This is a genomic window from Bacteroides faecium (assembly GCF_012113595.1).
In the GTDB taxonomy this organism is placed as follows: Bacteria; Bacteroidota; Bacteroidia; order Bacteroidales; family Bacteroidaceae; genus Bacteroides; species Bacteroides faecium.
In genome coordinates this window covers 3,019,147-3,044,833 of record NZ_CP050831.1, presented here as the reverse complement: position 1 = coordinate 3,044,833, position 25,687 = coordinate 3,019,147, and the positions used below count along the sequence as shown (strand labels likewise).

Here is a 25,687-nt window from a genome sequence, read left to right as displayed (position 1 = left end):
GAAAATCTTGCAGGGGCGTCTTTTCTTTTCTACCTTTGTAAACGAAGAGATTTTGAATTACAGGATTAACAATAAAATAATAAAGAGCTCAATGAAGAAACTAGCAATATTCGATTTGGATGGTACATTATTAAATACTATCGCCGACTTGGCACACAGTACCAACTATGCTTTAAATAAATTAGGATACCCCACACACGATGTGGAAAAGTATAATTTCATGGTAGGAAATGGTATCAACAAACTCTTTGAACGTGCATTGCCCGAAGGAGAAAAGACAGAAGAGAATGTACTCCGGGTTAGAAAAGAGTTCGTTCCTTACTATGATGTCCACAATGCAGATGACAGCCATCCTTATCCGGGTATCTCAGAACTTTTATCCTATTTACAATCCGCAGGTATCCAACTTGCCGTAGCTTCCAACAAGTATCAAGCAGCTACCGAGAAACTGGTTGCCCATTATTTCCCCGAAATCCGCTTCACTGCCGTTTTCGGCCAACGGGAAGGGGTAAATGTCAAGCCTGACCCAACAATCGTCTTTGATATTTTGAAATTAGCGAATGTAGAAAAAGAAGATATCCTCTATGTCGGTGATTCGGGAGTCGATATGCAAACAGCAGCTAATTCAGGTGTGACAGCTTGTGGCGTAACATGGGGCTTCCGCCCACGGACAGAATTGGAAGAGTTTAGTCCGGCATATATAGTGGATACAGCCGAAGAGATTAAAAAATTAATTCTTTAATACCAAATAGTTTAACAAAAACAATTATGATTCGGCAAGCAGAACTTCAATAGTCTCAATAAGTTCTCTTGCCGGTTTTTTTATTGTACTAATTTCATCCTCTGATATTGAATAAATACAATTATAATCCCCTTTCTGCCGCAATTGTTCCATACGCGCCAAAAAGCTTCCTAAATGTGCACTTATTTTACCTGTTTTAGAAATACTTTAGCTTTCTCCAATTGTAATACCACTAAAGAATTACGTTCTTCCTCTGTCAATTTCATACTAATTTAATTCCCTCCTGTTCGACATTTTTATAAAATGGTGTAATACAACTTGCAGCCCATTCTTTCATGGTATACATAATCGGATTAATCCGCGCTCCCAAGTCCCATCCCAACATAGTTAAAGGGAAACTTACCTTATCATAATCTTCAGGCTCCAGTTTTTCTTTATCGAGAATAATCAAAATATCCCAATCAGAATCAACCCGTGCATCCCCACGAGCTTGAGAGCCAAACAACAAAGCCTTTCCTCCTTTTGGCAAATGCTCCGTTAATGCCTGCTTAATAGATTCTAATACTTTATTTGCATGACTTTTCATATTCGTTTCTCCTTTACTTTTCTACAAATATACGATAAATATCAATTCAACGAATATGAGCTACGAAGAAATCGCTCTTGCAAATAACTCATACTTGGTTATTATCTATGATGAATCTGAATAAAATGATATTTCTTTTCGGATTTTCGCTTATTAGGGTATTCATCTATTTTAGTATTGTATTGGTTATCATCAATATACTTTAATGTATCAATATCTTCATTCTGCTGTGCAATAATCAATGACAGTACGAATATTACGAAAATTAATATTATGTAGCCCAATGCTATTAAATAAGCAAGCATTTTGTGCCAATAGAGAAACATTTTAAAATCATCAATTATGCCCATATTCTCAATTTTAGATAATTTATTGGTTTCCCGCAGCACCAATAAAAAAGGCGCGGAAACTATTACGATATTATCCTCTCAAAGGCTCTGGTAAGCCCGCACTTGAATAATAAGCAATAGCTCCGCGCCCATTGAGATATATAACAAAATTATATATAACATGGACGCGAAGACAAGTTACTTATTATCCGCAAGTGCAAAAATTTACCAGATTTATGAGAGCAGATAATAAAACACCGTCTTCAATATTTAAAAAATAAAAGCATCTTCCTTCGAAGACACACCACAAATATAAGTATATTTTTTCATTATAGATATTACTTTCTACTATTATTTAATGCAGATTATTTCATTCGGTTCTAGAATAAAAAAAACAAAATCATTTCTCATATTCTCATAGAAAAGCATATCCATTTGATTACTAACGACATAAAGCATGAGAATAAAAATATTTACATGCATTTCTCATACATATATAAAGAAAACGCACTTAAAACAATGCATTTCTCATACTATTATTGGCATTTCTCATACATCAAAAACATTATTCTCATAGTCTAATCATTAACGCTTAATGAACTGTAATAAAGCCACCGCTCATTTTCGTTATAACTAGCTGACAATCAAAGATTATACTACTATAATCAATAGATTTTCAATAAGACATCCCCATCGTTGCACTCTAGTGAACAGGCTTATGCACTCTAGTGCACAAGTCTATCCACTCGAGTGCAACGGTCTGTTCACTAGAGTGGAATAATACGGATGAAAGCAAAAAAACACAATAATGTCAGTTATGAAAGATATGTTATCTAGCGACTTAACATACAAACTACGCTTATATTAACCTATACATATTAGTTTCTTGAAACAAAAACAAGCATAATATGCAGCATGAGAAATACAAAATAAAGTATGAGAAATACCTTCTTTAAAGGCATTTTATAGCTATAAGCTATGAGAAATGCATGTAAACATTTTAATTCTCATAGTCTATATATCTAATTATCAACAAAATGCAATTATTTATGAGAATATGAGAAATGATTTTGCGAAATCGTTTCTAGTATATCCTAAGCCGCTGAATAAAACCCCAATTTATCCTCTTCCCAATCGCTGTCGAAGCCACATACTTAAAAAACGGTCACTAATAGAATAAAGTCCATTATTCTCTATAGTAATCAAATCATTATCCAACAATCTCTTAGCCGCTGATTGTACAGAACTGGCTGAAGGCAAATTATATTTCTTAATAAATACTCCAGACTGTATTTTATCGAATTTCCCTTCACAAGCCAAAGCCTTTAGTAATTCACGTTGCTTTTCAGGTATACCATAATAAATGGCTTCGTAGATTTCTCCATTGTCATCCAACTTCTTTTGGATAGCTTTCTGAATAATCTCACAGGTACAAACATCTATCGTCATATAATATGCCAAATAGAATACACTTTGCATATACCAAGTATGCCCCTCAAACAACTCATAAACATACTCAATGTCTTTCGCTGCAATCTGCTTACCGGCTTCATTAAAATGCCGAATAACAAATTCACTATACTTTTCCAAAGGAATAGGTTTCAGGCTCATTACGGAAGCACTATGATAGAATGGCTTCGAAGCACTGAAAAACATATTTTGCAACATATGCCTCTGACTGCCTGCAAAAATAAATGAAGCATTGGTACAATGCTGCACATGTGTACGTAACAAAGCCTCAGTATGAGTTTCAGGATACTTGCTTATTTGTTGAAACTCATCTATCGCAACGACACATCTTTTCTCCGAACTATTGATATAAGAGAATATTTCGTCCAATGTCCGCTGGGGATCTTTGATATCCCCAAGACCAAAAGAGGCTTCCAACTGTCCTAATGAATCAAAACTAATACGAAATTCCAAAGAACGAACTATCCGACAAAACGCTTCTATAGCATTCTTTCCTTTTGGCTTCAACACCTCGCAGATTTTATTGCCTAAAAGTACAACAAAATCCGATAAATTCAATGTGGGATAGATATCAATAAAAAAGCAATAATAGTTGTCACGAAGTTCCGGCTGGTTAAAACAGTGAAGTATCAATCCTGTTTTTCCCATACGGCGGGGAGAAATCAAAACCTTATTATTCCTACCCTCCACATCCATTATAACTTCTGCACTTTCTTGCTCTCTATCACAAAAATACTCCGAAGACACATAGCCCGAAGTGACAAAAGGATTCTGATTCATAAAGATAATGTTTATTCTTTGCCTCAAAGATAGCTATTTCTTCATTATCATGCAAAAAGAATGATGCAAAAAGAATGATAACCTATAATCGACAGGATATTATCTTCTACCATATCCCGTGGCGCCCTACCACTCTTAATATAGTTTTTCACAAAATAGAGCACCATATTAGAGTTATACATCGTGGTATCACCGTAACATTCTTGAGCAAAACAATAGTTGTCATACCACGGCTTCATTATTCCTATCATATATAAGTCTCCGAAGAGTTCATCAAATTTGTCTTTAGTACGTACATCGTAATAATGTTATAACAGATTCAGCGTCAGGCTTTTTTCGAAACGTCGGGGGGCGCATAAAGAAAAAGAAACGGTCTGCCTGTTCTATCAGAGGTATGAAATGGGTTTTGTCAACATAATAATAGTCTTCACGGCGAATTAATGCGAAGTTCATCATACCGTAGGGAATGCACTTTCTGTCCGGAAATAAATATTTTTCCATTACTTTATACTTTAAAGAAATGAGTACTCTGTAAATGACAGAAACAAAGATAATCTCTTTCTGCCATTCTCACAAACAAAAGCACTTCCTTTTTGGGATACTCTTTCACAAAGGGAAGGATTATCCCTCACATGATTTGTTTTTATTTCGTAAACACAATCTCCCCTTTACGTCCCCCACCACGAAGAAACAGTTCATAAATATTATTACCTGAATCTTTTACTTCAAGAATATCCAGTTCTGTTGTTTTAGTTTGTTCACCACGGACAATCGTCTTAAGGATAGCTTCCGACTTCTTTCCGGTCGAAAGTCCGCCTTTCCATGTCAACAGATATTGTTTGCCTTCGGCAATATTGGTTATGGCAACTTTCTCAGAAAATGCAGTTACAGACCAGTTATTCGGCTGTTCCAGTTCCACCGTAATGTCCCAGGTGAAATGGGGATTTGCATCTGTGTCTGTTCCTTCCGTTAGAAGTTCCTCTTTACTGCATGATGTGATAAAAACACATAGCAACAGTATGGCGGTTATTGTTCTCCAAAGCATATTCAATTGTACGGTCATCATCGTTTTACTATTTTTATAAGTCTGTATATTCCATTATCTGACTATTTTCAGTTTAGCAATTCCACCATTATCTGATGTCGCTTTTAAGTCTATCTCCCCGCTATATGAGGACAAGTCTATCTGCCCTTCGGATAATGAGCACTCTTTTCCATTGACATAAAACCGGGTGAATGCTTCTGCTCCGATACCTACTACCCTGGCTATATTTCCTTCAACAAGGATAGCGGCTTCTTCCAGCCAGTCGTAAGCAGTATCTTCATTTCCTTTTCCTGCAAAACAGCCGAGCCCGGCATTATACAATTTACCATTCGCCTTTAACCGCAGAAAATCTATCTCCGGGAGACTTCCGTCTGCTTTACGTGAAAAGGTAAGTTGACCAGCGTCCAAACTGATAAAATCATCATCTGTCACAGTCATTTCTACCGGAAGAAAAGAGTTATTGGTAATCTCACATTCCGCCTGATTGACATCTACGATATGTTTCCCCGATGACCTCGGTTTATGAGACAAGTTGTTCTTTATAATATGTCCATATCCCGGCACGTCAACAGCTTCCGATACAGTCTTCCTGTTCAGCATACAGAAATTAGAAGGGTTCTGATACCCTGTATTATTATGCCAGGCTATTCCGCCCAAATGATGATTCGCATAAAAACCTTTATTCTTGTTCATATACGCCAGGCAGTACTGAACCACATGCATAGGAATCACACTCGGAGCTTTCGGACTATCACTCATACCATAACCGCCCGACTTAAATCCGGTGCCGTCGCCCGCCTTTATTCCCTCTTTCGTATATCCATTCAAGAAAGACCAGCAATTCTCGATTGTAAAAGGCGCCTGACAGTTTATCAAATCAAATCCGTCATCGCTATTATACCAAGCACGGCATCCTCGAAACACATTGCCTGTATATTGGGGAGAAGTGAGATGTCCACCGAATCCGTCGACGTTTCCACCTTTACCGCCGTCGGATATAGGGTCATAATTATTATATGCATCACAATTCAGTATCAGATTATCTTTGCCTGTCACTATATAAAAACCGATAGCCATGCCGTCATGCATCGACAAATGCTCATAAATATTATTGCTTCCGCCTTCATTACGAAAACATTCGGACTGGGTATGACCTACGATAGTCACTTGCGTACCTATGACTTCTATATTTCTGAAATGCAGATAAGAGCCACTCACATAAAACACAATGACACGCTCATTTTCCGGTTTTACCCCTGAAAGGTCAAATACGGGACGTTCATTCTTATAACCGGAATAACAGATACGCTTATCAACCCCTGTCCCACTCTTCGACATCTTAAATACCCGGCTCCAAATCGTGCTGCCTGCCGTATAATGTTCCATTATTTCGGCTTCCGAAACTTTGTATGTCCCTTGCCGGATATAAACCGTATCTCCGGCTACAACTTTCGATTGAGCTTTGCCCAACGTGACAAAGGGTTTGTCAATCGTTCCGCTGTTCGAATCGCTTCCATTAGTGGCTACAAAATAGTTCGTAGCCGAAAGAGAAGATAGATACCCTATGAAAAAAAGAAAAAGAGTGATGCGTTTCATGGTATATTAAGTATTGTGTAGCGGCAAAGCTACTGTTTTTTATACCATAAGAACTGTAATATCGTACGCAAAGAATAGAAAATTGTCTCTAACAACATACTAAAAAACCTAGAGTGTACATTCAAGCACACTCTAGGTATCTCACTATTGCATAATTACTTCAAAATTAATTCACCTGCACTATTTAATCTATACCGTTTACCATCTTTCTTAAGATAATTTTCCGAACCACCGTCATAAACAGGAGAAATAATAACTGTTCCTTTTCTATCAATAGCTCCCCATTTCCCTTTTAACACGAGATGTTCATTATCCAATTTAGTCCAGATTCCATTCTCACAAAATATCGCATATCCATTTTTCTGAAACGGGTATACAAATTTATATTGAGGTTTAATCACAATCTGTCCATCCATATTAGCAAACCCCATTTTATCATTTTCTATAATTCGAAATAATCCATTAGTTATTTTATCCGGAAATACCTCATAATTATAAACCTGAAATAAAATCTGCTCATTTCTATCTATTGCATATATTCCTTGCCTACCTCTAATAGACACAAATGCTATTTTATCAAATTCATCAGTAAAGATATCAGCATATTTCCCCGCAGGTATTATTATTTTTCCATTCACATCCATAAAACCCGATAATGATTCATCCTTTATGAAGTCAGGATAATACTTATACAACTTAGAATCTTGAGCATATACACATGCTGAAAGACATAATAATACTATTAAAACAGTTTTCGTTTTCATATTTTAATCATTTAAATTCCCAAAAATATAAAGTTTCACATTCTGGATAAAGACGATCTGCTGATACTGTATTTGCATCATCCCAAATATCAACATGTCCTCCACCACCCCAGCCTTCACAATCTACCTGTCCAACAATTCCTTTTTTATCTTGAATCTCATCAACTGTTACAACTTCATGGATACCATATTTTTGATCAAGATAATCTATCATATCAACAACTTTATAATAATACCACTCTCTAGAGCCATCACGATCAGCATCACCAGAGCCTGTTTTTCCACTTGAATACGGTATTCGATGACTTCCCCCACACATATTCAAAGCATAACTAAGCCTCAGCGTACATGCATTCACATATGCAGGATTACTTAAATAATTTTGGTAAACTTTACCTCCTATTAGTTCATATACTTTTGGAGCTTCCATTTTTGCCACTACACCAAACTTAATATCAACCGTACTAAACGGTGGTAAATCTATTTGAGGAACTATACTAGGATCAACATCACCACCAATATCATCACCATCACCTATACCACTATCACCACTATCTTCATCTTCCTCCCACTCTTCTTCACAGACTTGATATTCAACGGGTGTCCATACATCATTACAGATATAATCGACACCACCACCTACACCCCATTCCTCGTCCTCATATCCAAAACCTTCCTCATAACATTCCTGAGAATATTCAAGAACAGTCTCTGTATAACATTCTGTGACCCAACCACGAGTAATAAGAAATTTAGCATCTTCACTTAATGGCATTATTTTAGCAACAATTTTACCATTACGATATTTCCAACCATTAATTAATCCACCATTAGGTTCAAAGAACAATACCTTACCGTCAAAATCTGGCTCTCTATATAAATATGAGTTACGTCCCATCTTCTTACTCTTCTTCATATACTCCAAAGAACCGACAAAAACAGTAATAAAACTTCTAATCTCTCCAGTCTTCAGGTCTTTCCGAATTACCATTCGAGCAGCGTTACGAAGATATTTCTGTCCGCGTATTTTTTCAAACTCACTTTGAGTCTCCGCATCAACAAACATTCTCCTGCCACGTGTTAGAATAGGGGTCTGAACAACTTCATACTTTCCACGATTAGCCTCATAAGCATCTTCCCATTTAGGTTTCACCATAGCAGCTTGTACATCTTTAGCTTCAGATGAACGCATAGTAACAACCGGAGTCATGTTAGCCTCAAACCATTGACGAGCTATCACTGTAGTCAACTCCTTGTTTTTCTTTTTTGATTTACCCGAACGACTTGATTTACCACTTGGGAAATCCACACCATCATAGCAGGCGTAAATGCATAAGCACAACACCGCTAAGATAATAAACATGAGACGGTTTCCTTTAATTTTTCTCATAAGCTTTACTTTTTTTAATTAAACTTTTAGTTAACTGTTCACTAAATACTTCTTTCAGTTTAAGGTGCAAATCATGTGTTGCAAAACCATAGACTTTAACCTTTTCTGTTAATAATTCATTTGCTAATAAAAGTGCCTCTTGCTTTCTTCCTGTTTCTTGATATAAAAAAGCAAGCTTTCCTCTGGGAGTTTGAAGTGTAGGCATCATCCAATGAGCCATTTTATATGATTCTTCTGCTTCGATAAATTCCTTTAATCGTTTGTGTACATCTCCTTTCAACACAAATACTGTCGGTGAAGGAAAACGGGATGTCAGAAAAGACAATTTTTCTTTTAGAAGTTCATCCTTTCTATATCTATTTAAAGTCAAACAATAGTGATAGTAAAAACCTATTTCGTCTGTCATCCGATGTTCCAATTTATTGTATTCACCAAGTACTTTTTCAGACATCATATTCGGAGAAGAATGAGCTAAAAGATACAGTTGATGATAATCCGGCAACATATTTGAAATACCATCACCCAATAGCAATACTAAAAATAAAAAGGTAACTTTGATAACTACAAAGCAACGAGAAGTTAAAAGTACTTTTTTCCGCTTTACTTTATCCAACCTGACCAACAATGCCAAAGCCAACACCGTAAACAGAATAATAGGAAATACACGATTAGGATAAGCGAAAAGTCCCCAAATAAGAATAGCCATCAACAACATCTGTGATAACCTAATAATCAAATGATTCCTCCTTGATTGCAAAATATAATATATCAAAATGACATAAATCAACAGCCCTGCAATGCCATATTCAACCAGTAATCTCAATGGTTCATTAAAAGCTAAATGAGTGCTTCCTGCCAAATATTTTTCATGTTCTGTTCCTTTTTCTTTCAAATAACGGGCTTGATAATACATATAATTTGCAGCAAATCCTCCTGCACCAAATCCTGTTAGAGGTTTATTTTTTATCATTTCAAGACCCACTTTTCCTATTAGTATTCGCCCATCTACTGAATCAGGTCTATATTTATAAAGACCATAAGAAGCCAACAAACTCAATGCAAAAAGAAGAACAAGCATCACTGGAACATAAGATTTATACAACATCCTTATCTGAAGTCTATATATTCTCAATATGCCCCAACATACACTTACAATTAAAGCTACCCATGCCGCCCTTGAATCAGCACAAATAAAAACCGGAAAACAAAAAACACAAAGGCAATATGATATATTTCGTATTTTCCTATAAAACGAATATCTAAAAGTATAGATAATAAATCCTACTATCACACAAAGAAGTAAAGACATAACACCTGCATAAACAGCCGGATTATGATAATAACCAGTGATAGAGAAATGAGAATTACCAGACGGCAAAATCTTGAAGAGTTGCAAATAGCCTATAGTAGCAAGCAAAAAGGCTGCCAGCATTACTCCTATATAAATCACAACATAATTTATTTTTCTAATCAATCGTAAAATACAATAGAGAATGAGTACACATAAACAACCAAGTTGCCACAAGTCACTATTCCCCAACAAATAATCTACTATCATACAAGTTATTCCCGCTCCTACCATTAAATCAATCCAATGGAGTTGCAAAAAAGACGCTATACGGGTGAATAGAGCAGAAAAGACCAAAATACCGCCAACCACTAATGTACCCAAAACAGGAAAAACAACAGATGCATTGTAAATTTCTGTAAAACAATTAATAACTAAAGAAATTATTAATATTCCCATCAAAGATGAAAATACCGTATTCCTGTCTAAATTAAACATAGAAAAAGAATATTTTTAATATATGGATTCGTTTATTGTGTCTGTGTGAAGGAAGTATTGTTTACCATTAGAATAGAAGAATGGAAGTTCTTCTTTTCCTGTTGTTAGATTCCGTAACCAATAAAGCGTAGCATACGGTACATCTTTAAAATCCAAATAACTATTTTCTGCATAAAGTATTTTAAACTCCTTCCAACCATTGGCATAATAAAAAAGAGCATAACTATCCCCCGGAACAATCCCATTATTCGCTGTTCGTGGAACAAACCGAATACGATTGATTTGTACAGGAGTTCCAAAATCCATACCTACCGAAGAAGTTGTCACATAGGTATCATAGTTTCCGTCAAAAGCATCCGCAGCATTATGTCCGGTATTAAGAGGAATTCCATTAATCCGATATAAGAATTGATTCTTATCTTCCGGTTGTTCCTTAGAAAAGACAGGTAGAGGTGTTGGAGAAGAGCATTTATGATTTCGTGAATATCTCCCCAAAAACTCCATATGAGCAATATTAACACCTTTTTTATCGGGATTTCGAAAGCGATAATATCGGTACTTCTTGTCATTTTTAAATTCGACTTCTTGGAAATATGGACATGGGACATAATCTAAGATATAAAGTGTGTCAAAATTCCGTTTTTCTTTATTACTTCCCAAGATATAAGAACCCTTAATCCTTTCCTGCAATGCTTTCAGCCTTTGCTTTTCCGGATATTTACGTAAAAGATGTAACGTTTCTTTTTTAGTTGTATCACATTTCAAAGTGACATATTTCATACCCGAAGACTGTTTATTTTCGCCTGTAACAAACAACTTTCCGTTTACCAAAGATATATCGAGCTTCTTTTTTTGCTGCTCATTAACCGTAAGAGGTTCTGGTATATCTTTCCTAAGTCGTGAAGATAATATCATAAACGGCTCATTGATTTCAAGCATTGTTTCTCCATCAAAAATAACGGGAAAGAACAAAGTATTTAAAGGTATCTGTTCAAAAATGATTTCACTTTTTCGATGATCGATTTTGCCCCAGCCTACAGGCGTAAGCCCTTTAGTAGTGAACATGCAGATATAAGCAATATTATTATCAATATTATCCAGTAATGGTAACCGTAAAGTTATGGTTTGATGATAACGGAAAGTCTGATCACTTAACAAAGGAGTACTAAAGTGTTCAGGAACAAATTCATCTTCTGCTGCCATAAAATAAGGAGTATTATATTGTACTCCAAAAGTTTTTCTATATACCTTCCCACAATATTTAATATTACTATCCCAATCTTCACGCAAGTTATTACCTGGTGCTGTATAAGGCTGAATTATTCCCGTCGAATCAGGAGAATTACACCAATAATGTTTGCTATCCCTATCCAACCATTTTGGAGTAAATTCATAAACAGCAGGGATACCACATGCCCGTAAGACATTACAACTCCAGTTCGTCATATTATGGCAATCCATTTTAAATCTAGGAACAAACAAATCATAAATCCCCATGTGTTCTTTAGGCTTTACATATTTATTCAGCCACCTACATTTATCAACATATATCTTATACCATTCCACAGATTCGTGTATAGTACCCAATAAAGAGTCCAATAATATCTTTTCATACATTTTCCGGATTTGACTACGTTTCATTAAAGGATATTCATTGGTAGTCCGATATGGTAAAATAAACTCTTTGAAAAAGTCAAAGTCTTCATCTGTTTTATAACCTTTTTCATTCCAGATTCTCAATGCTGATTCTATATTATCAACTAAGAAATCAGATTTTATGATTTGAATATCAGTCTTATCAACATTTAAGATTTTAGGAGCAACGAAACTATTAAAATTTTCAGCTAATGATATGCATAGTGAATCATGCTTTTTCTTTTTATATGGACGGATTTCTTCAATAGTCATATTGGAGAACAATTGAGAATAGATAGAATCAACCTTCTCAAAATAGGAATTGTATGCAGAATCAAGCAAAATCGTCTCTTTAGACTGATGATATGGCATATTCTCTATTAAAAAACAAGCTGACTGATAAGGTATTTTTCCTTGTTTTCTAAAATGTTCCAACACTTTTTCCAATTCCTTACGATTATCACCAGCCTGTTCTAATGCTTGTTCAACAGCATCAGGATACTTATGACAAGACATAAATAGACACATAAAACCTAAAAATAAGAGTATTCTCATATAGTATATGATTTATTAAATTACCATTCTATGAATTCCGAAGCAAAATTAGGCTATTTTAGATGTACAGTCCCTGTACGATTGTACGTAAAAGATAGAAATTTGTTACATTCACGTATATATCATTTACTTTTCATCAAGAATCTCCCATAAAGGGCATTTCATCCAATAACAAGGAAGAAAAAAGCAGACTCTTCTTTCATAAACAATCTTCAAGTTTTTAATAAACTATTGAAGAGTTTATTATAAACGGTATCCAAGTTTATTATAAACTATAAATTCGGGGATTAAGGATAGAATACTGATTTTTTGCAACAAAAAAAACTGCAAACCCTATAAAGATTCGCAGCCTTTAGCTTATACGGTAGTCCTCACAGCTTAACTACTGTAAGGGAGTCCTGCTATTTTGTTATAATATTGCACTATTTTCTTTTTCATTCTTTTTAAGTTCGTTCTTTATCCATCGATATTTGCGTCTACAAATATACAAAATAAAAAAGGCTTTGTCAAGAGTATCCTGCCTATAAGAAAGATTACTTGTAATTAATCTCAATCTTACTGTCTATATTATCCGTTTGCTGCAATCTGCTCTTATCTTTCACGGTCAACCGGATATCCTGCAACTGGAAATTCTTTCCATACGTTATTTTTCCGACAGATTCGACTTCTGCGTCAATGTTGGACAGATAGAAGTTCTCGATACGATGATTTTCATTCCAGCCTGATGCAGAGATGAAACGTTTCGCTCCGTCCGCTTTCACATGCGAGAAATATACATTGCGGAAATAAGGATAGCCTTTTTCTTTCGGTTCAACAGGAGTCAGCATCGTAGTCCAGTGTGCGGGGATTTCTTTTCCTTCATACTCTTTGGGTAAGGCGGAATAGCTATATTTCGGGTTCCAGTTCAAGTCGACAGCCAGGATACGGGTTACGCTATCAGCCTCAACACGCGTCATATAAATATTCTCAACCGTTCCGCCGCGGTTCATGGATGATTTCAAGCGTAAGGCAGTGCCCGTGCCACAGGCTTTGAGGTCATATGCCAGTACGTTGCGGATAGAGCCGGAAGTTTCACTTCCGCAAGTCAGCAATCCTGCACCTTTGCGGGCGATGCAGTTGCGGACTACCACATTCTCCGTCGGACGGTTTACACGCAGTCCGTCCGCGTCACGACCTGCCTTGATACAGATATTGTCGTCGTTGCAATCTACGTCACAGTTTTCTATCAGAATATTGGTGGACGAGTCAATGTCGATGCCGTCCGTGCTCGGGCCGTGTCCACCCACATTATTATTAATGGTAAGTCCGCTCACCGAACAATGGTCTGAATAGAGTATCTGGCAAGCCCAAAATCCGGTACGTACCAATGTAAAGTCTTTCAGAGTGATATGCTTGCTGTTGGAAACAAGGATTCCCCGTACCCGCTTGCAATCGTAGTCCACAATCCAGCGCAAGTTCTTTTTTTCGTACTCTTCGCGCATTGCCCAGTATTTGTCCCAAAACACCTTTCCACGGCAATCAATAAAGCCTTCGCCCGTCAAGGCGGCATTTTCCGCATCCATAATATTGATAACAGCCGAAGGCCAGGTCATCTCAATACCGGCGATACGGGAAGGAAATTCCGGATAATCCTCTATATCCTCACTTGCGAGTAAGGTTGTGCCTTTGCTAAGATGCAGGTTTACTCCGCTCTTGATAAACAGGGCGCCTATCTTATAATATCCCGGGGCAATAGTCACCGTTCCCCCGCCCTGCCGGTGACAAGCGTCAATGGCAGCTTGAATGGCGCGGGTGCTAAACGTAGAGGTGTCATTCCGCAGTCCGAACTTCCCGGCATCCCATGCTGTGTTTCCCGGAGTTGTCTGCGCTCCTACCTGATTAGCCCACGACAAATCCGGTTTGGCGGACACACTTCCCCAATCATAAGCGGGAGCTGTCTTTTTCGGAGCCGTAAAGCCAATCAATGCAACTAGTACAATAGATAAAAGATATTTCATAATTACTGCTTTTTGTTCACGTTGCAAAATTATCGCATATCACACAAGAGGACATGGACGGATGTACGTAAAAGATAGAAATTTATGTAGAGTGGACAATTAATAGGAACGGATGCACAATTGTATATAGTCTTTGTACATTTCTCCATTACATACATTTAAAAAAGGAGTAATTTTGCAAGAGAATAAAAAGAATAATAGGAAAAGTCCAAACCGATAAGACAAATATGAGAAAAATTACAATCTATCTATTGTGCCTGTTCCTGTCAGTCCCTATGATGACAATGACGGCACAGCCCGGTTATAACTACTCTAAGTTACAGCGGGAAAAACTGAACCGTGGCGTAATTGCTATCCGTGAAAACCCTTCGGAAGTAGTCGTTTCATGGAGATACCTGTCTTCCGACCCGATAAAGAGCGGATTCAATGTGTATAGGGACGGGAAGAAAATAACAGATACGCCTGTCACGGTGAGCACGATGTTTCGCGACAAGAACAGTAGCCGGAAAGCGGCTGTTTACGAAGTACGCCCTGTGGTAAAAGGAAAGGAGACGCATCATATTGACGGCAAATATACGCTTCCGGCGGACGCACCGCTCGGATATCTGAATATTCCTTTGCAAAAGCCGGAAGACGGGACGACACCGGTGGGAGACACTTACTCTTACACTCCCAACGACGCTTCTATCGGCGACGTGGATGGTGACGGTGAATACGAGATTATCCTGAAATGGGACCCGAGCAATTCGCATGACAATTCGCACGATGGTTATACCGGTGAAGTATATATAGATTGTTACCGTCTCAACGGCGAACGTTTGTGGCGTATCAACTTAGGCAAGAATATACGTGCCGGAGCCCACTATACCCAATTTATGGTATATGACCTTGACGGTGACGGCAAAGCGGAAATTGTGATGCGCACGTCAGACGGGACAATCGACGGAAAATGGAAAATGATAGGAAATCCCGATGCGGATTATCGCGAAGCGGGCACTTTTGATAAAAAAAGAGACAGGCTCGTCAATCAAGGACGTATTTTGACAGGCAAGGAATACTTAACCGTATTCTCCGGTCTTACAGGGGAAGCGCTGCACACCGTTGATTATATTCCCGAACGCGGCAATCCGAAAGACTGGGGAGATAACCGTGCCAATCGCAGCGACCGTTTCCTGGCTTGCGTGGCTTATCTGGACGGGATTCATCCGAGTGTGGTGATGTGCCGCGGATATTATACCCGTACCGTACTGGCTGCTTTCGACTGGAACGGGAAAGAGCTGAAAAACCGTTGGGTATTTGACAGCAACAATCCCGGATGCGAAGATTATGCCGGACAGGGAAACCATAACTTGCGGGCAGGCGACGTGGACGGTGACGGATGCGATGAGATTATCTACGGTTCATGCGCCATCGACCACGACGGCAAAGGGCTTTACTCTACCAAAATGGGGCACGGAGACGCCATTCACCTGACGCATTTCGACCCTTCACGCAAAGGTCTGCAAGTGTGGGACTGCCACGAGAACAAACGGGATGGAAGCACATACAGGGATGCGGCAACCGGAGAAATATTGCTGCAAATAAAGAGTAACACCGATGTAGGGCGTTGCATGGCGGCTGACATCGACCCGACGCATCCGGGCGTAGAAATGTGGTCGGGAGATTCGCAAGGAATCCGGAATGTAAAAGGAGAAATCATTGCTCCTAGAATGAGAAATATGCCGATGAATATGGCAGTATGGTGGGATGGAGACTTGCTGCGTGAGATGCTGGATAAAAACGTTATCACCAAATACGACTGGAAAAATAAGAAGTTTGTCCAGCTTGCCAAATTCGAAGGAGCCCTTTCCAACAATGGAACCAAGGCAAACCCGTGCCTGCAAGGGGATATTATAGGCGACTGGCGGGAAGAAGTATTACTCCGTTCCGAGGACAATACTTCACTACGGTTGTATGTATCGACTATCCCGACCGAATACCGGTTCCACACTTTCCTTGAAGAACCGATATACCGAATCAGTATCGCTACCCAAAACGTAGGTTACAACCAACCGACGCAGCCAGGATTCTATTTCGGCCCGGAACTGATAAAGATGAAAGGTACTTTCAGAGGTTATCAGTTTAAATAAGAGCCGCACCATGAACTAAAAAATGATAACTTAGAGTTCACCACAGATTACACAGATTCACACAGATTAAACAAAATAGATTAAATAAATATGTATATCGGTGCCCTAATTCACTATAGAGTATGCAATGAAAATAATCTGTGTGAATCTGTGTAATCTGTGGTGTCTCCCTGATACAAAGGGCAAATTTGTTTAAAATCCAAAGAAATAGCTATCTTTGCCTGCATATAACACATATAAATCCACTATGAAAAAGAATACATGGCTTATATTCTCGCTTTTATTTCTTTATCTGTACCCGCTGTCCGCTTCTGTCGAAATCCGTTCGAACAAGCTGACTACCGGAGACGGATTGGCTAATAATTCTATCCGCTACATGATGCAGGATAGTAAAGGATTTATCTGGTTGGGGACTCTCAACGGATTAAGTTATTATGACGGCAATTCTTTCGTCAATATCTATCCGGACATCAATAATCCGCTTTCCCTCGCCGACTCCCGCATCCGCAGCATGGAAGAAGACCCGAACGGCTTTATGTGGATTTCAACGATTTCCTCTTTTATCAGTTGCTATGATTTGCGTCACGGCTGTTTCGTTGACTTCACAGGCAAGGGGGAGTATAAAGAAAATTATTCCAAATTCATCATCGCTTCCGACAATTCCATCTGGTTATGGCACAATCAGAACGGATGCCGCCGAATCGTTTATCAGGATGGCAAATTTTCATCGCAAGCGTACAAAAAAGAATCGGGCACTCTGCCATCGGACAGGGTACAATTCGTTTTGGAAAGTGCCAAAGGAGAGGTCTGGATTGGCACTAACAAAGGATTATTGAAATATCAAAACGGGCGGATAGACAATCTCGACCCGCAGGAACAAAGTTGGGAGCATATCAACTCATATGACAAATATACCTGTATCATCACCAATAAGAATGAAATCTACCGTCACACCTATTCTGCGGACAAACTGGAAAAGGTAGCGTCGCTGGCGGAAAGTTTCGATGATATGAGTCATGTCACGGGAAACTTCCTCTTACAAGACAAATGGGTGTTGTTCACAGCCAACGGCAGCTATATATTGGATATTCCCACCGGAAAACTAAGCCGCTATTCCGAACTGAACATCAAGAACGGTGCCGTCACCCGCGACAACAAGAAAAACGTATGGGTGCACAACTATACCGGAGATATCTGGTATGTCAACATAACCACCGGGGAAATCAAGCCTTTCCGGTTCCTTTCTTCCAAACATATCGGGTACATTGACGTGGAACGTTACAGCATCGTGCATGACTCACGGGATATTCTTTGGATATCGACTTACGGCAACGGGCTGTATGCTTATGAGTTATCGACCGGCAATCTGCAGCACTTCACGTTTGAAGTCAACCAGTCCAGTCATATCAACTCCAATTATCTCCAGTTTGTAATGGAAGACCGTTCCGGCGGCATTTGGGTAAGCTCCGAGTTTTCGGGATTATCCCATCTGGAGATTCTGAACAAAGGCACGCAACGCCTTCACCCTAGCGGCGAAAACAGTTCCGACCGCTCCAATACCATCCGTATGCTCTTCCAGGCTCAAAACGGTAGTATCTACATGGCAAACCGCATGGGCAGCCTTTACGAATACAACCCTACCCTGACCAAGATAATCCGGCAGGAAGACTTCACACACAATGTATATAGCATGAATGAGGACTCCGAAGGCAATTTATGGTTGGGAATGAGAGGAATAGGACTCCGTATCGGCGCAAACAAGTGGTACAGGAACGACAGCAAAGACCCTCATTCACTATCCAACGACCAGGTTTACTCTATCTATCGGGACAAAAAAGGGCGTATGTGGCTGGGCACTTTCGGCGGCGGACTGAATCTGGCGGTAAAGACAGCCGATGGTTATGAGTTCAAGCATTTCTTGCAGGATAATTACGGCGAAAAGCGTATCCGCGTCATCGAAGAGGACAAGAACGGGCGCATGTGGGTAGGAACCAATAACGGCATCTACATCTTCCACCCCGATTCACTGATTGCTTCGCCCAAGAATTATGTGATATACAATCATGCCAACGGCACATTCCCCAGCAACGAGATACGTTGCCTGATGAACGACGACAAAGGCAATATGTGGATTGGGACTTCCGGCGCCGGATTTGCGGTCTGCCATCCGGGAGAGAATTATCAACATCTGACGTTCGACTGTTATGATATAAAAGACGGATTATCCAATGCCGTGGTGCAGTCTATTGTCCAGGACAAGGACAATAAGATGTGGATTGCCACCGAATACGGAATCTCCCGCTTCACTCCGGCAACCAAACAAATCGAGAATCATTTCTTTTCCTCTTATACTTTAGGAAATGTATATAGCGAGAACACTGCCTGCGTCAGCGACGACGGCAATCTGCTGTTCGGGACGAACTACGGACTGGTGGTGCTGGATGCCAACAAAATAGAGAACCTGGACAAACCTGCTTCCATCATCTTCACCGGACTTCAAATCAACGGCGCACATATGCTTCCGGGCGTAGAAGATTCGCCTTTGCAGGAAGCAATGCCTTATATCAACGAACTGAATCTGAAATATTATCAGAGTTCGTTCGTTATCTCTTTCTCCACTTTCAACTATCTCGACGGCGTATCCAAATACTCTTACAGCCTTCCGCCCTACGACACGGAATGGAGTTCGCCTTCCAGCCTGAACTTTGCCGGTTACCGGAACTTGCCGCCGGGCAAATACGAACTTCATGTGAGAGCCTGCAATGCCGCCGGTATTTGGGGAGAAGAAAATATCATGGAGATTGTGATAGCACCACCCTTCTGGAAGACCGGTTGGGCATATCTGATTTATGCGATTCTGATTGTCATAGCAGGTTATTTCAGTTTCCGCATTATCCGGAACTTCAATGCCTTGCGCAACCGTATTGCCGTAGAGAACCAGTTGACGGAATACAAGTTGGAGTTCTTCACCAACATTTCCCACGAGTTCCGCACGCCGCTGACACTGATTCAGGGTGCTTTGGAGAGAATCGTCAATATGGGGAATCATTCCAAGGATATGCAGCACTCGCTAAAAATTATGGACAAGAGCACAAAACGAATGTTGCGGCTTATCAACCAGCTACTGGAGTTTAGGAAGATGCAGAAAAACAAGCTCGCCCTTTCACTGGAAGAGACGGATATTATCGCTTTCTGCTATGAGATATTCCTTAGTTTCAAGGACGTAAGCGAATCCAAAAACATGGATTTCCGTTTCGAGCCTTCACAGAACTCTTATAAGATGCCTGTCGATAAGGGAAATCTCGACAAGGTGATTTATAACCTGCTCTCCAATGCCTTTAAATATACTCCTTCCAACGGCAAGATTGTATTCAAGGTAGACGTGCAGGAACAGAAAAAACAGCTCTGCATCCAGGTTATAGATACAGGACTGGGCATTCCGAAAGAGAAACGTGCGGAACTGTTCAATCGTTTTATGCAAAGCAGTTTCTCACACAGCAGTGTGGGCGTAGGTCTGCATCTGACCTACGGGTTGGTCAATATGCACAAAGGAACGATTTCTTATAATGAGAACGAAGGCGGCGGCTCTATCTTCACAGTCGAACTGCCAACCGATGCCGGTGTCTACGAAGAAAAGGATTTCCTTGTCCCCAACCAGCTATTGATTGAGGAAGAAGAACAACGCCACAAAGAACTTGCCACAGACGAAAAGGCGGACGAAAAGACAGGCGAAGAGCCGGCTACTCCTGCTGAACCATTGAACAAGCGGAAAGTATTAATCATTGAAGATGACAACGACGTCCGCGAGTTCTTGAAAGAGGAAATCGGACAGTATTTCGAAGTAGTGGCGGAAGCGGACGGTATCAGCGGATTCGAGCGTGCGCAGACTTACGATGCGGACTTGATTATCTGTGATGTATTGATGCCGGGCATGACCGGATTCGAAGTGACCAAGAAACTAAAGAACGAGTTTGCCACCAGCCACATCCCTATCATTCTGCTTACTGCGCTCAATATGGAAGAAAAGTACCTGGAAGGTATTGAATCCGGTGCGGACGCTTATATTACCAAGCCGTTCAGCATCTCTCTGCTACTGACGAGAATCTCCAAACTGATAGAGCAACGGGACAAGCTACGCGAGAAATTCTCCAACGAACCGGGAATGGTTCATGCGGCTATCTGTACGAACAACAAGGACAGCAAATTCCTTGCGAAGCTGAATGATATGCTGAACGAGCATATGGTAGAAACGGAATTTTCCGTGGATGACTATGCCAATCTTATGGGATTGGGACGTACCGTGTTTTATAAAAAAGTACGCGGTGTCACGGGATATTCGCCGAACGAATACCTGCGCGTCATCCGCATGAAGAAAGCTGCAGAGTTATTGTTGACCGAGGATTTGACCGTTTCCGAGATTTCATACAAGGTAGGTATCAACGACCCTTATTATTTCAGCAAGTGTTTCAAGAACCAGTTCGGGATTGCTCCCTCTGTTTATCAGAAGAACGGCGGTAAAGCCCCGGCTTCTACTGATACATCGGACGATACGGAGCAATCTGCCAAGGAAGAGAACAATGAAACGGATGCCTGAAAAAATACGCGATAACCGGCACATAATAGTATTCCATTCCCCTTTTCAACGGGGAATGTGTACTATTATCCGAAATTGTGTACAAATGCCCGTCCCGCTTTTTTCACCGGAAGATAAAAATTACATCCTTTCCGTACGGTAGTATAGGCGTGTTTTCTTTCAATGTACTTCCTTTGCAGCAGAACATTTTTAATTGATTATCATGAAACACAAATTATCTCTTTTTGTATTTCTGCTGGCTGCACTGCCTTTCATCAACGGACAGGCATCCGAACGCAAGAAATACAATTTCAATAGCGAATGGAAGTTACAGGTAGGAGACTTTCAGAAGGCTAAAAACGCTAAATTTGACGACAGTAAATGGAAACAAGTAACTTTGCCTCATGCCTTCAATGAAGATGAAGCATTCAAGCTTTCCATCGAACAACTGACGGATACGGTGGTGTGGTATCGTAAAAGTTTCCGGATACCGGAGCTGAAAAGTAACCAAAAGGTATTCATCGAATTCGAGGGAGTACGCCAGCGCGGAGACTTTTATCTGAACGGGCATAACCTGGGCAGACACGAAAACGGTGTAATGGCGGTAGGGTTCGACCTGACTCCGTACATCAAAGAGGGGGAAAATGTGATTGCCGTACGCACCGATAATAATTGGATGTACAGGGAAGAGGGTACAAACTCCAAATTCCAGTGGAACGACCGTAACTTCAATGCCAATTACGGCGGTATCCCCAAGAATGTATTTCTTTATGTGACTGATAATGTGTATCAGACTCTTCCTTTATACAGTAATCTGAAAACGACGGGGGTGTATGTATATGCCAGGGACATCGACGTAAAAGGACGCAAGGCGACGATTCATGCCGAGTCGGAAGTAAGAAATGACAGCAAGGCACCCCGGCAGTTCAGTTATCAAGTGACGGTACTTGATGCGGACGGCAAACTAATGAAAACTTTCCAAGGGGATAAGGTGACTTTGAAAGCCGGAGAGACAAAGACGGTAAAAGCTTCCGCACCTGTCGGCGGACTTCATTTCTGGAGTTGGGGATACGGTTATCTGTACACGGTAAAAACAGCATTGAAAGATGAAAACAACCAAGTATTCGATGAAGTAAGTACCCGTACTGGATTCCGTAAGACACGCTTTGCCGAGGGTAAGATTTGGCTGAACGACCGTATTATCCAAATGAAAGGATATGCGCAACGCACCAGCAACGAATGGCCGGCAGTAGGTTTGTCCGTACCTGCCTGGTTGAGCGATTACTCCAATGACTTGATGGTGAAAAGCAACGCGAATCTGGTTCGCTGGATGCACGTCACCCCGTGGAAACAGGATGTGGAATCTTGCGACCGTGTGGGACTGATACAGGCAATGCCTGCCGGAGACGCAGAAAAAGACCGTGAAGGACGCCAATGGGAACAACGGGTGGAGCTGATGCGCGACGCGATTATCTACAACCGTAACAATCCGAGTATCCTGTTCTACGAATGTGGCAACAAAGCTATCAGTCGCGAGCACATGATAGAAATGAAGGCTGTCCGTGACAAGTATGACCCATTCGGCGGACGTGCTATCGGTTCGCGCGAAATGCTGGATATCCGCGAAGCGGAATATGGCGGCGAGATGTTGTATATCAACAGAAGTGAGCATCATCCGATGTGGGCGACCGAATATTGCCGCGACGAAGGTCTGAGAAAATACTGGGACGAATACAGCTATCCTTTCCACAAGGAAGGTGACGGCCCGCTTTATAAAGGCAAACCGGCTACCGACTACAACCGTAACCAGGACGAACTTGCCATTACCATGATAGCACGTTGGTATGATTACTGGCGCGAACGTCCCGGAACAGGCAACAGAGTCAGCTCCGGTGGTACTAAGATTATCTTCTCCGATACCAACACCCATTACCGGGGTGCGGAAAACTACCGCAGAAGCGGAGTGACGGACGCTATGCGCATCGAGAAAGACGCTTTCTTCGCACATCAGGTAATGTGGAACGGCTGGGTGGATACGGAAGCAGACCAGACATACATCATCGGTCACTGGAACTATCCCGGCAATACGGTAAAACCCGTACATGTAGTATCTACCGGAGAAGAGGTGGAACTTTTCCTGAACGGTGAATCACTGGGTAAAGGCAAACGGCAATATAATTTCCTCTTCACTTTCGATAAAGTTCCTTTCAAACCGGGCAAACTGGAAGCTGTCAGTTATAACAAGGCAGGAAAAGAAATCAGCCGTTATGCAATTCAGACAGCCGGCGAAGCTGCCAAATTAAAACTTACCGCTATCCAAAACCCCGAAGGGTTCCATGCAGACGGTGCGGATATGGCATTGATACAGGTGGAAGTGGTGGATAAAGACGGAAGACGTTGCCCGCTGGATAACCGTACGGTTCAGTTCACGCTCGGCGGCAATGCCGAATGGCGCGGCGGTATTGCGCAAGGCGAAAACAATCATATCCTCGATACGAATCTTCCGGTAGAATGTGGCATCAACCGTGCACTCATCCGCAGTACGACCACTGCCGGAAAGGTGACTCTGACCGCACAAGCGGAAGGACTTCCCGCCGCTACCCTCACTTTGGAAACGGTGCCCGTGAAAGTGACTGAAGGTTTAAGCGGTTATCTTCCTCAGGCTACATTGAAAGGCAGACTGGATAGAGGTGAAACACCTTCTACTCCTTCCTATAAAGACAGTAAAAAGGGAGTACGCATCGTTTCGGCAAAAGCGGGAGCCAACAACCGGGATGCGGAAAAGAGCTTCGACGACATCGAACTGACCGAATGGAAGAATGACGGCAAACTCAGCACTGCATGGATTACCTATACACTGGAAAGAGAAGCTGAAATAGATGATATATGTATCAAGCTGCAAGGGTGGCGCTCACGCAGTTATCCGCTGGAAGTGTACGCAGGAAATACTCTGATTTGGAGCGGTAACACGGAAAAGAGCCTGGGATATATTCATCTCGATGTAGAAAAACCGGTACGCGCCAATACGATTACCATTCGTCTGAAAGGAAATACGAGTGATAAAGACGCTTTCGGACAGATAATCGAAGTGGAAGCCAAAGCCGCCAATAAAATGGAACTGGAAAAGAGCAGTAGCAGAAACCAGTTAAGAATCATCGAGGTAGAGTTTCTCGAAACTATCAGATAAATCAGTTTTCAACAGGTATTAGTTTTTTCAACAGGTATTAGTTTTTCCAACATATCATATTTCTATCATGAAGAATTTTATAATCCTTTTAATATTTGCATGCAGTTGTAACTGCATGGCAGGCAATAATGAGCCTGCGCACGTGATTATCACTGCCGGACAATCGAACACGGACGGACGCGTACCCAACGACCGCTTGCCGGATTATATCAAAGCTATGGCAACGGACACGGCTTTCACGACCGGCGCTTACAAGTATTGCAGAATTGCGCAGAACCGTACAGACGGAAAGTTCCGCCCTTTTTGGCCTAAAAGTAAAAGAAGAGCCAAGCCTACCACTTGGGGATATGACGCTATCACTTATTATTGGCTGGAACAACTGTGGCAGGAACCTTTCTACGTTATCAAATGGGCTATCGGCGGAACTTCCATCGAGCCTTCCACTACTTCGGACAAATCAGTCCACTGGTCGGCAAATCCTGAATGGTTGGCGAATAACGTGGCGACCAGCCAGAAAGGGCGTTCATTGCTCCTGTCTTTTATCAATGACATAGACGGTTGCATCGACCATACATTATCCAAGTTGAAAAACGGTTATCAGATTGACGCATTCCTGTGGCACCAGGGAGAAAGTGACCATGCTTATGGAGATAAATATTACGAGAACCTGAAAGCGGTAGTGACCTATGTGCGCAATCATTTAAGCGAAAAGACCGGAAAAGATTATTCCAAGCTTCCGTTTATCTTCGGTACGGTAGCCAGGAAGAACAAGCAGTATGGCAGTGAGGTGGAAGACGCCATGAAACGCTTTGCCAAAGAGGATAAGAATGCCTATCTGATAGACATGTCCGACGCGGAATTAATGGGCGACCGTTTGCATTTCAACCAAAATTCGGCCGAATATTTGGGCAAGCAGATGTACGAACGGATAAAGGCACTTCGCTGAAATGGCTATATTGTACTTTCATAGGGGGTAGCGTACAAATACCGGGTGTGTTTTTCTGCAATCAGTATGAAAATACATCTTTTCCGTACGAATACTTGAGCGTAATTTCTTCTAATACGCTTCCTTTGCAGAGGAAGTCAGACAAACAGTAAACCGTGTCTGCATCTTCCATTATTT

Annotated in this window: 15 protein-coding genes and 1 pseudogene; 5 read left to right on the top strand and 11 right to left on the bottom strand. The window is 40.8% G+C overall.

The features are described from left to right. Positions 1-91 precede the first annotated feature (91 nt). Positions 92-742 (top strand): HAD family hydrolase, encoded by a 651-nt coding sequence (locus BacF7301_RS10745; protein ID WP_167962644.1) that lies wholly within the window; start codon positions 92-94, stop codon positions 740-742. Between the two features lie 262 nt (positions 743-1,004). Here BacF7301_RS10745 and BacF7301_RS10735 read toward each other — a convergent pair whose 3' ends face one another. From BacF7301_RS10735 to BacF7301_RS10685, 11 genes and pseudogenes are all read right to left on the bottom strand, one after another. Next, a complete protein-coding gene (locus BacF7301_RS10735; protein WP_167962642.1) occupies positions 1,005-1,328 on the bottom strand; it encodes a nucleotidyltransferase domain-containing protein in 324 nt (107 codons plus the stop codon). A gap of 101 nt (positions 1,329-1,429) precedes the next feature. Further along, positions 1,430-1,678, bottom strand: a complete 249-nt coding sequence (locus BacF7301_RS10730) for a hypothetical protein (RefSeq protein WP_167962640.1) — start codon at positions 1,676-1,678, stop codon at positions 1,430-1,432. Positions 1,679-2,776: 1,098 nt separating this feature from the next. After that, positions 2,777-3,907 carry an AAA family ATPase gene (locus BacF7301_RS10725; RefSeq protein ID WP_167962638.1) on the bottom strand — a complete coding sequence of 377 codons (1,131 nt, stop codon included), beginning with the start codon at positions 3,905-3,907 and terminating at the stop codon, positions 2,777-2,779. 248 nt (positions 3,908-4,155) lie between these two features. Then, a pseudogene (locus BacF7301_RS26155) lies at positions 4,156-4,408 on the bottom strand (AAA family ATPase); the annotation flags it as partial. Positions 4,409-4,550: 142 nt separating this feature from the next. Further along, positions 4,551-4,973, bottom strand: coding sequence for a hypothetical protein (locus tag BacF7301_RS10715; protein ID WP_167962636.1), 423 nt, complete (start codon positions 4,971-4,973; stop codon positions 4,551-4,553). 33 nt (positions 4,974-5,006) lie between these two features. Continuing rightward, entirely contained in the window at positions 5,007-6,548 is a 1,542-nt protein-coding gene (locus BacF7301_RS10710) for a right-handed parallel beta-helix repeat-containing protein (RefSeq protein WP_167962634.1), read from the bottom strand. 155 nt (positions 6,549-6,703) lie between these two features. After that, positions 6,704-7,312 (bottom strand): WG repeat-containing protein, encoded by a 609-nt coding sequence (locus tag BacF7301_RS10705; protein WP_167962632.1) that lies wholly within the window; start codon positions 7,310-7,312, stop codon positions 6,704-6,706. A 7-nt stretch (positions 7,313-7,319) separates the two neighbouring features. Beyond that, positions 7,320-8,702 carry a T6SS effector amidase Tae4 family protein gene (locus BacF7301_RS10700; protein WP_167962630.1) on the bottom strand — a complete coding sequence of 461 codons (1,383 nt, stop codon included), beginning with the start codon at positions 8,700-8,702 and terminating at the stop codon, positions 7,320-7,322. Continuing rightward, positions 8,689-10,488, bottom strand: a complete 1,800-nt coding sequence (locus BacF7301_RS10695; RefSeq protein ID WP_167962628.1) for an O-antigen ligase family protein — start codon at positions 10,486-10,488, stop codon at positions 8,689-8,691. The genes BacF7301_RS10700 and BacF7301_RS10695 overlap by 14 nt, the downstream gene beginning before the upstream one ends. 15 nt (positions 10,489-10,503) lie before the next feature. Next, positions 10,504-12,678, bottom strand: coding sequence for a discoidin domain-containing protein (locus BacF7301_RS10690; protein WP_167962626.1), 2,175 nt, complete (start codon positions 12,676-12,678; stop codon positions 10,504-10,506). A 533-nt stretch (positions 12,679-13,211) separates the two neighbouring features. Next, positions 13,212-14,675, bottom strand: coding sequence for a glycoside hydrolase family 28 protein (locus tag BacF7301_RS10685; protein ID WP_167962624.1), 1,464 nt, complete (start codon positions 14,673-14,675; stop codon positions 13,212-13,214). 227 nt (positions 14,676-14,902) lie between these two features. Between BacF7301_RS10685 and BacF7301_RS10680 the strand changes: the two genes are divergently transcribed. From BacF7301_RS10680 to BacF7301_RS10665, 4 genes are all read left to right on the top strand, one after another. After that, a complete protein-coding gene (locus BacF7301_RS10680; protein ID WP_167962623.1) occupies positions 14,903-16,804 on the top strand; it encodes a rhamnogalacturonan lyase in 1,902 nt (633 codons plus the stop codon). 247 nt (positions 16,805-17,051) lie between these two features. Next, positions 17,052-21,398 (top strand): hybrid sensor histidine kinase/response regulator transcription factor, encoded by a 4,347-nt coding sequence (locus BacF7301_RS10675; RefSeq protein WP_167962621.1) that lies wholly within the window; start codon positions 17,052-17,054, stop codon positions 21,396-21,398. Between the two features lie 202 nt (positions 21,399-21,600). Continuing rightward, the gene (locus BacF7301_RS10670) at positions 21,601-24,564 is read left to right on the top strand and encodes a glycoside hydrolase family 2 protein (protein WP_167962619.1); all 2,964 of its coding nucleotides are present in this window, start codon (positions 21,601-21,603) and stop codon (positions 24,562-24,564) included. Positions 24,565-24,631: 67 nt separating this feature from the next. Beyond that, entirely contained in the window at positions 24,632-25,510 is an 879-nt protein-coding gene (locus BacF7301_RS10665; RefSeq protein WP_167962617.1) for a sialate O-acetylesterase, read from the top strand. Positions 25,511-25,687 lie beyond the last annotated feature (177 nt).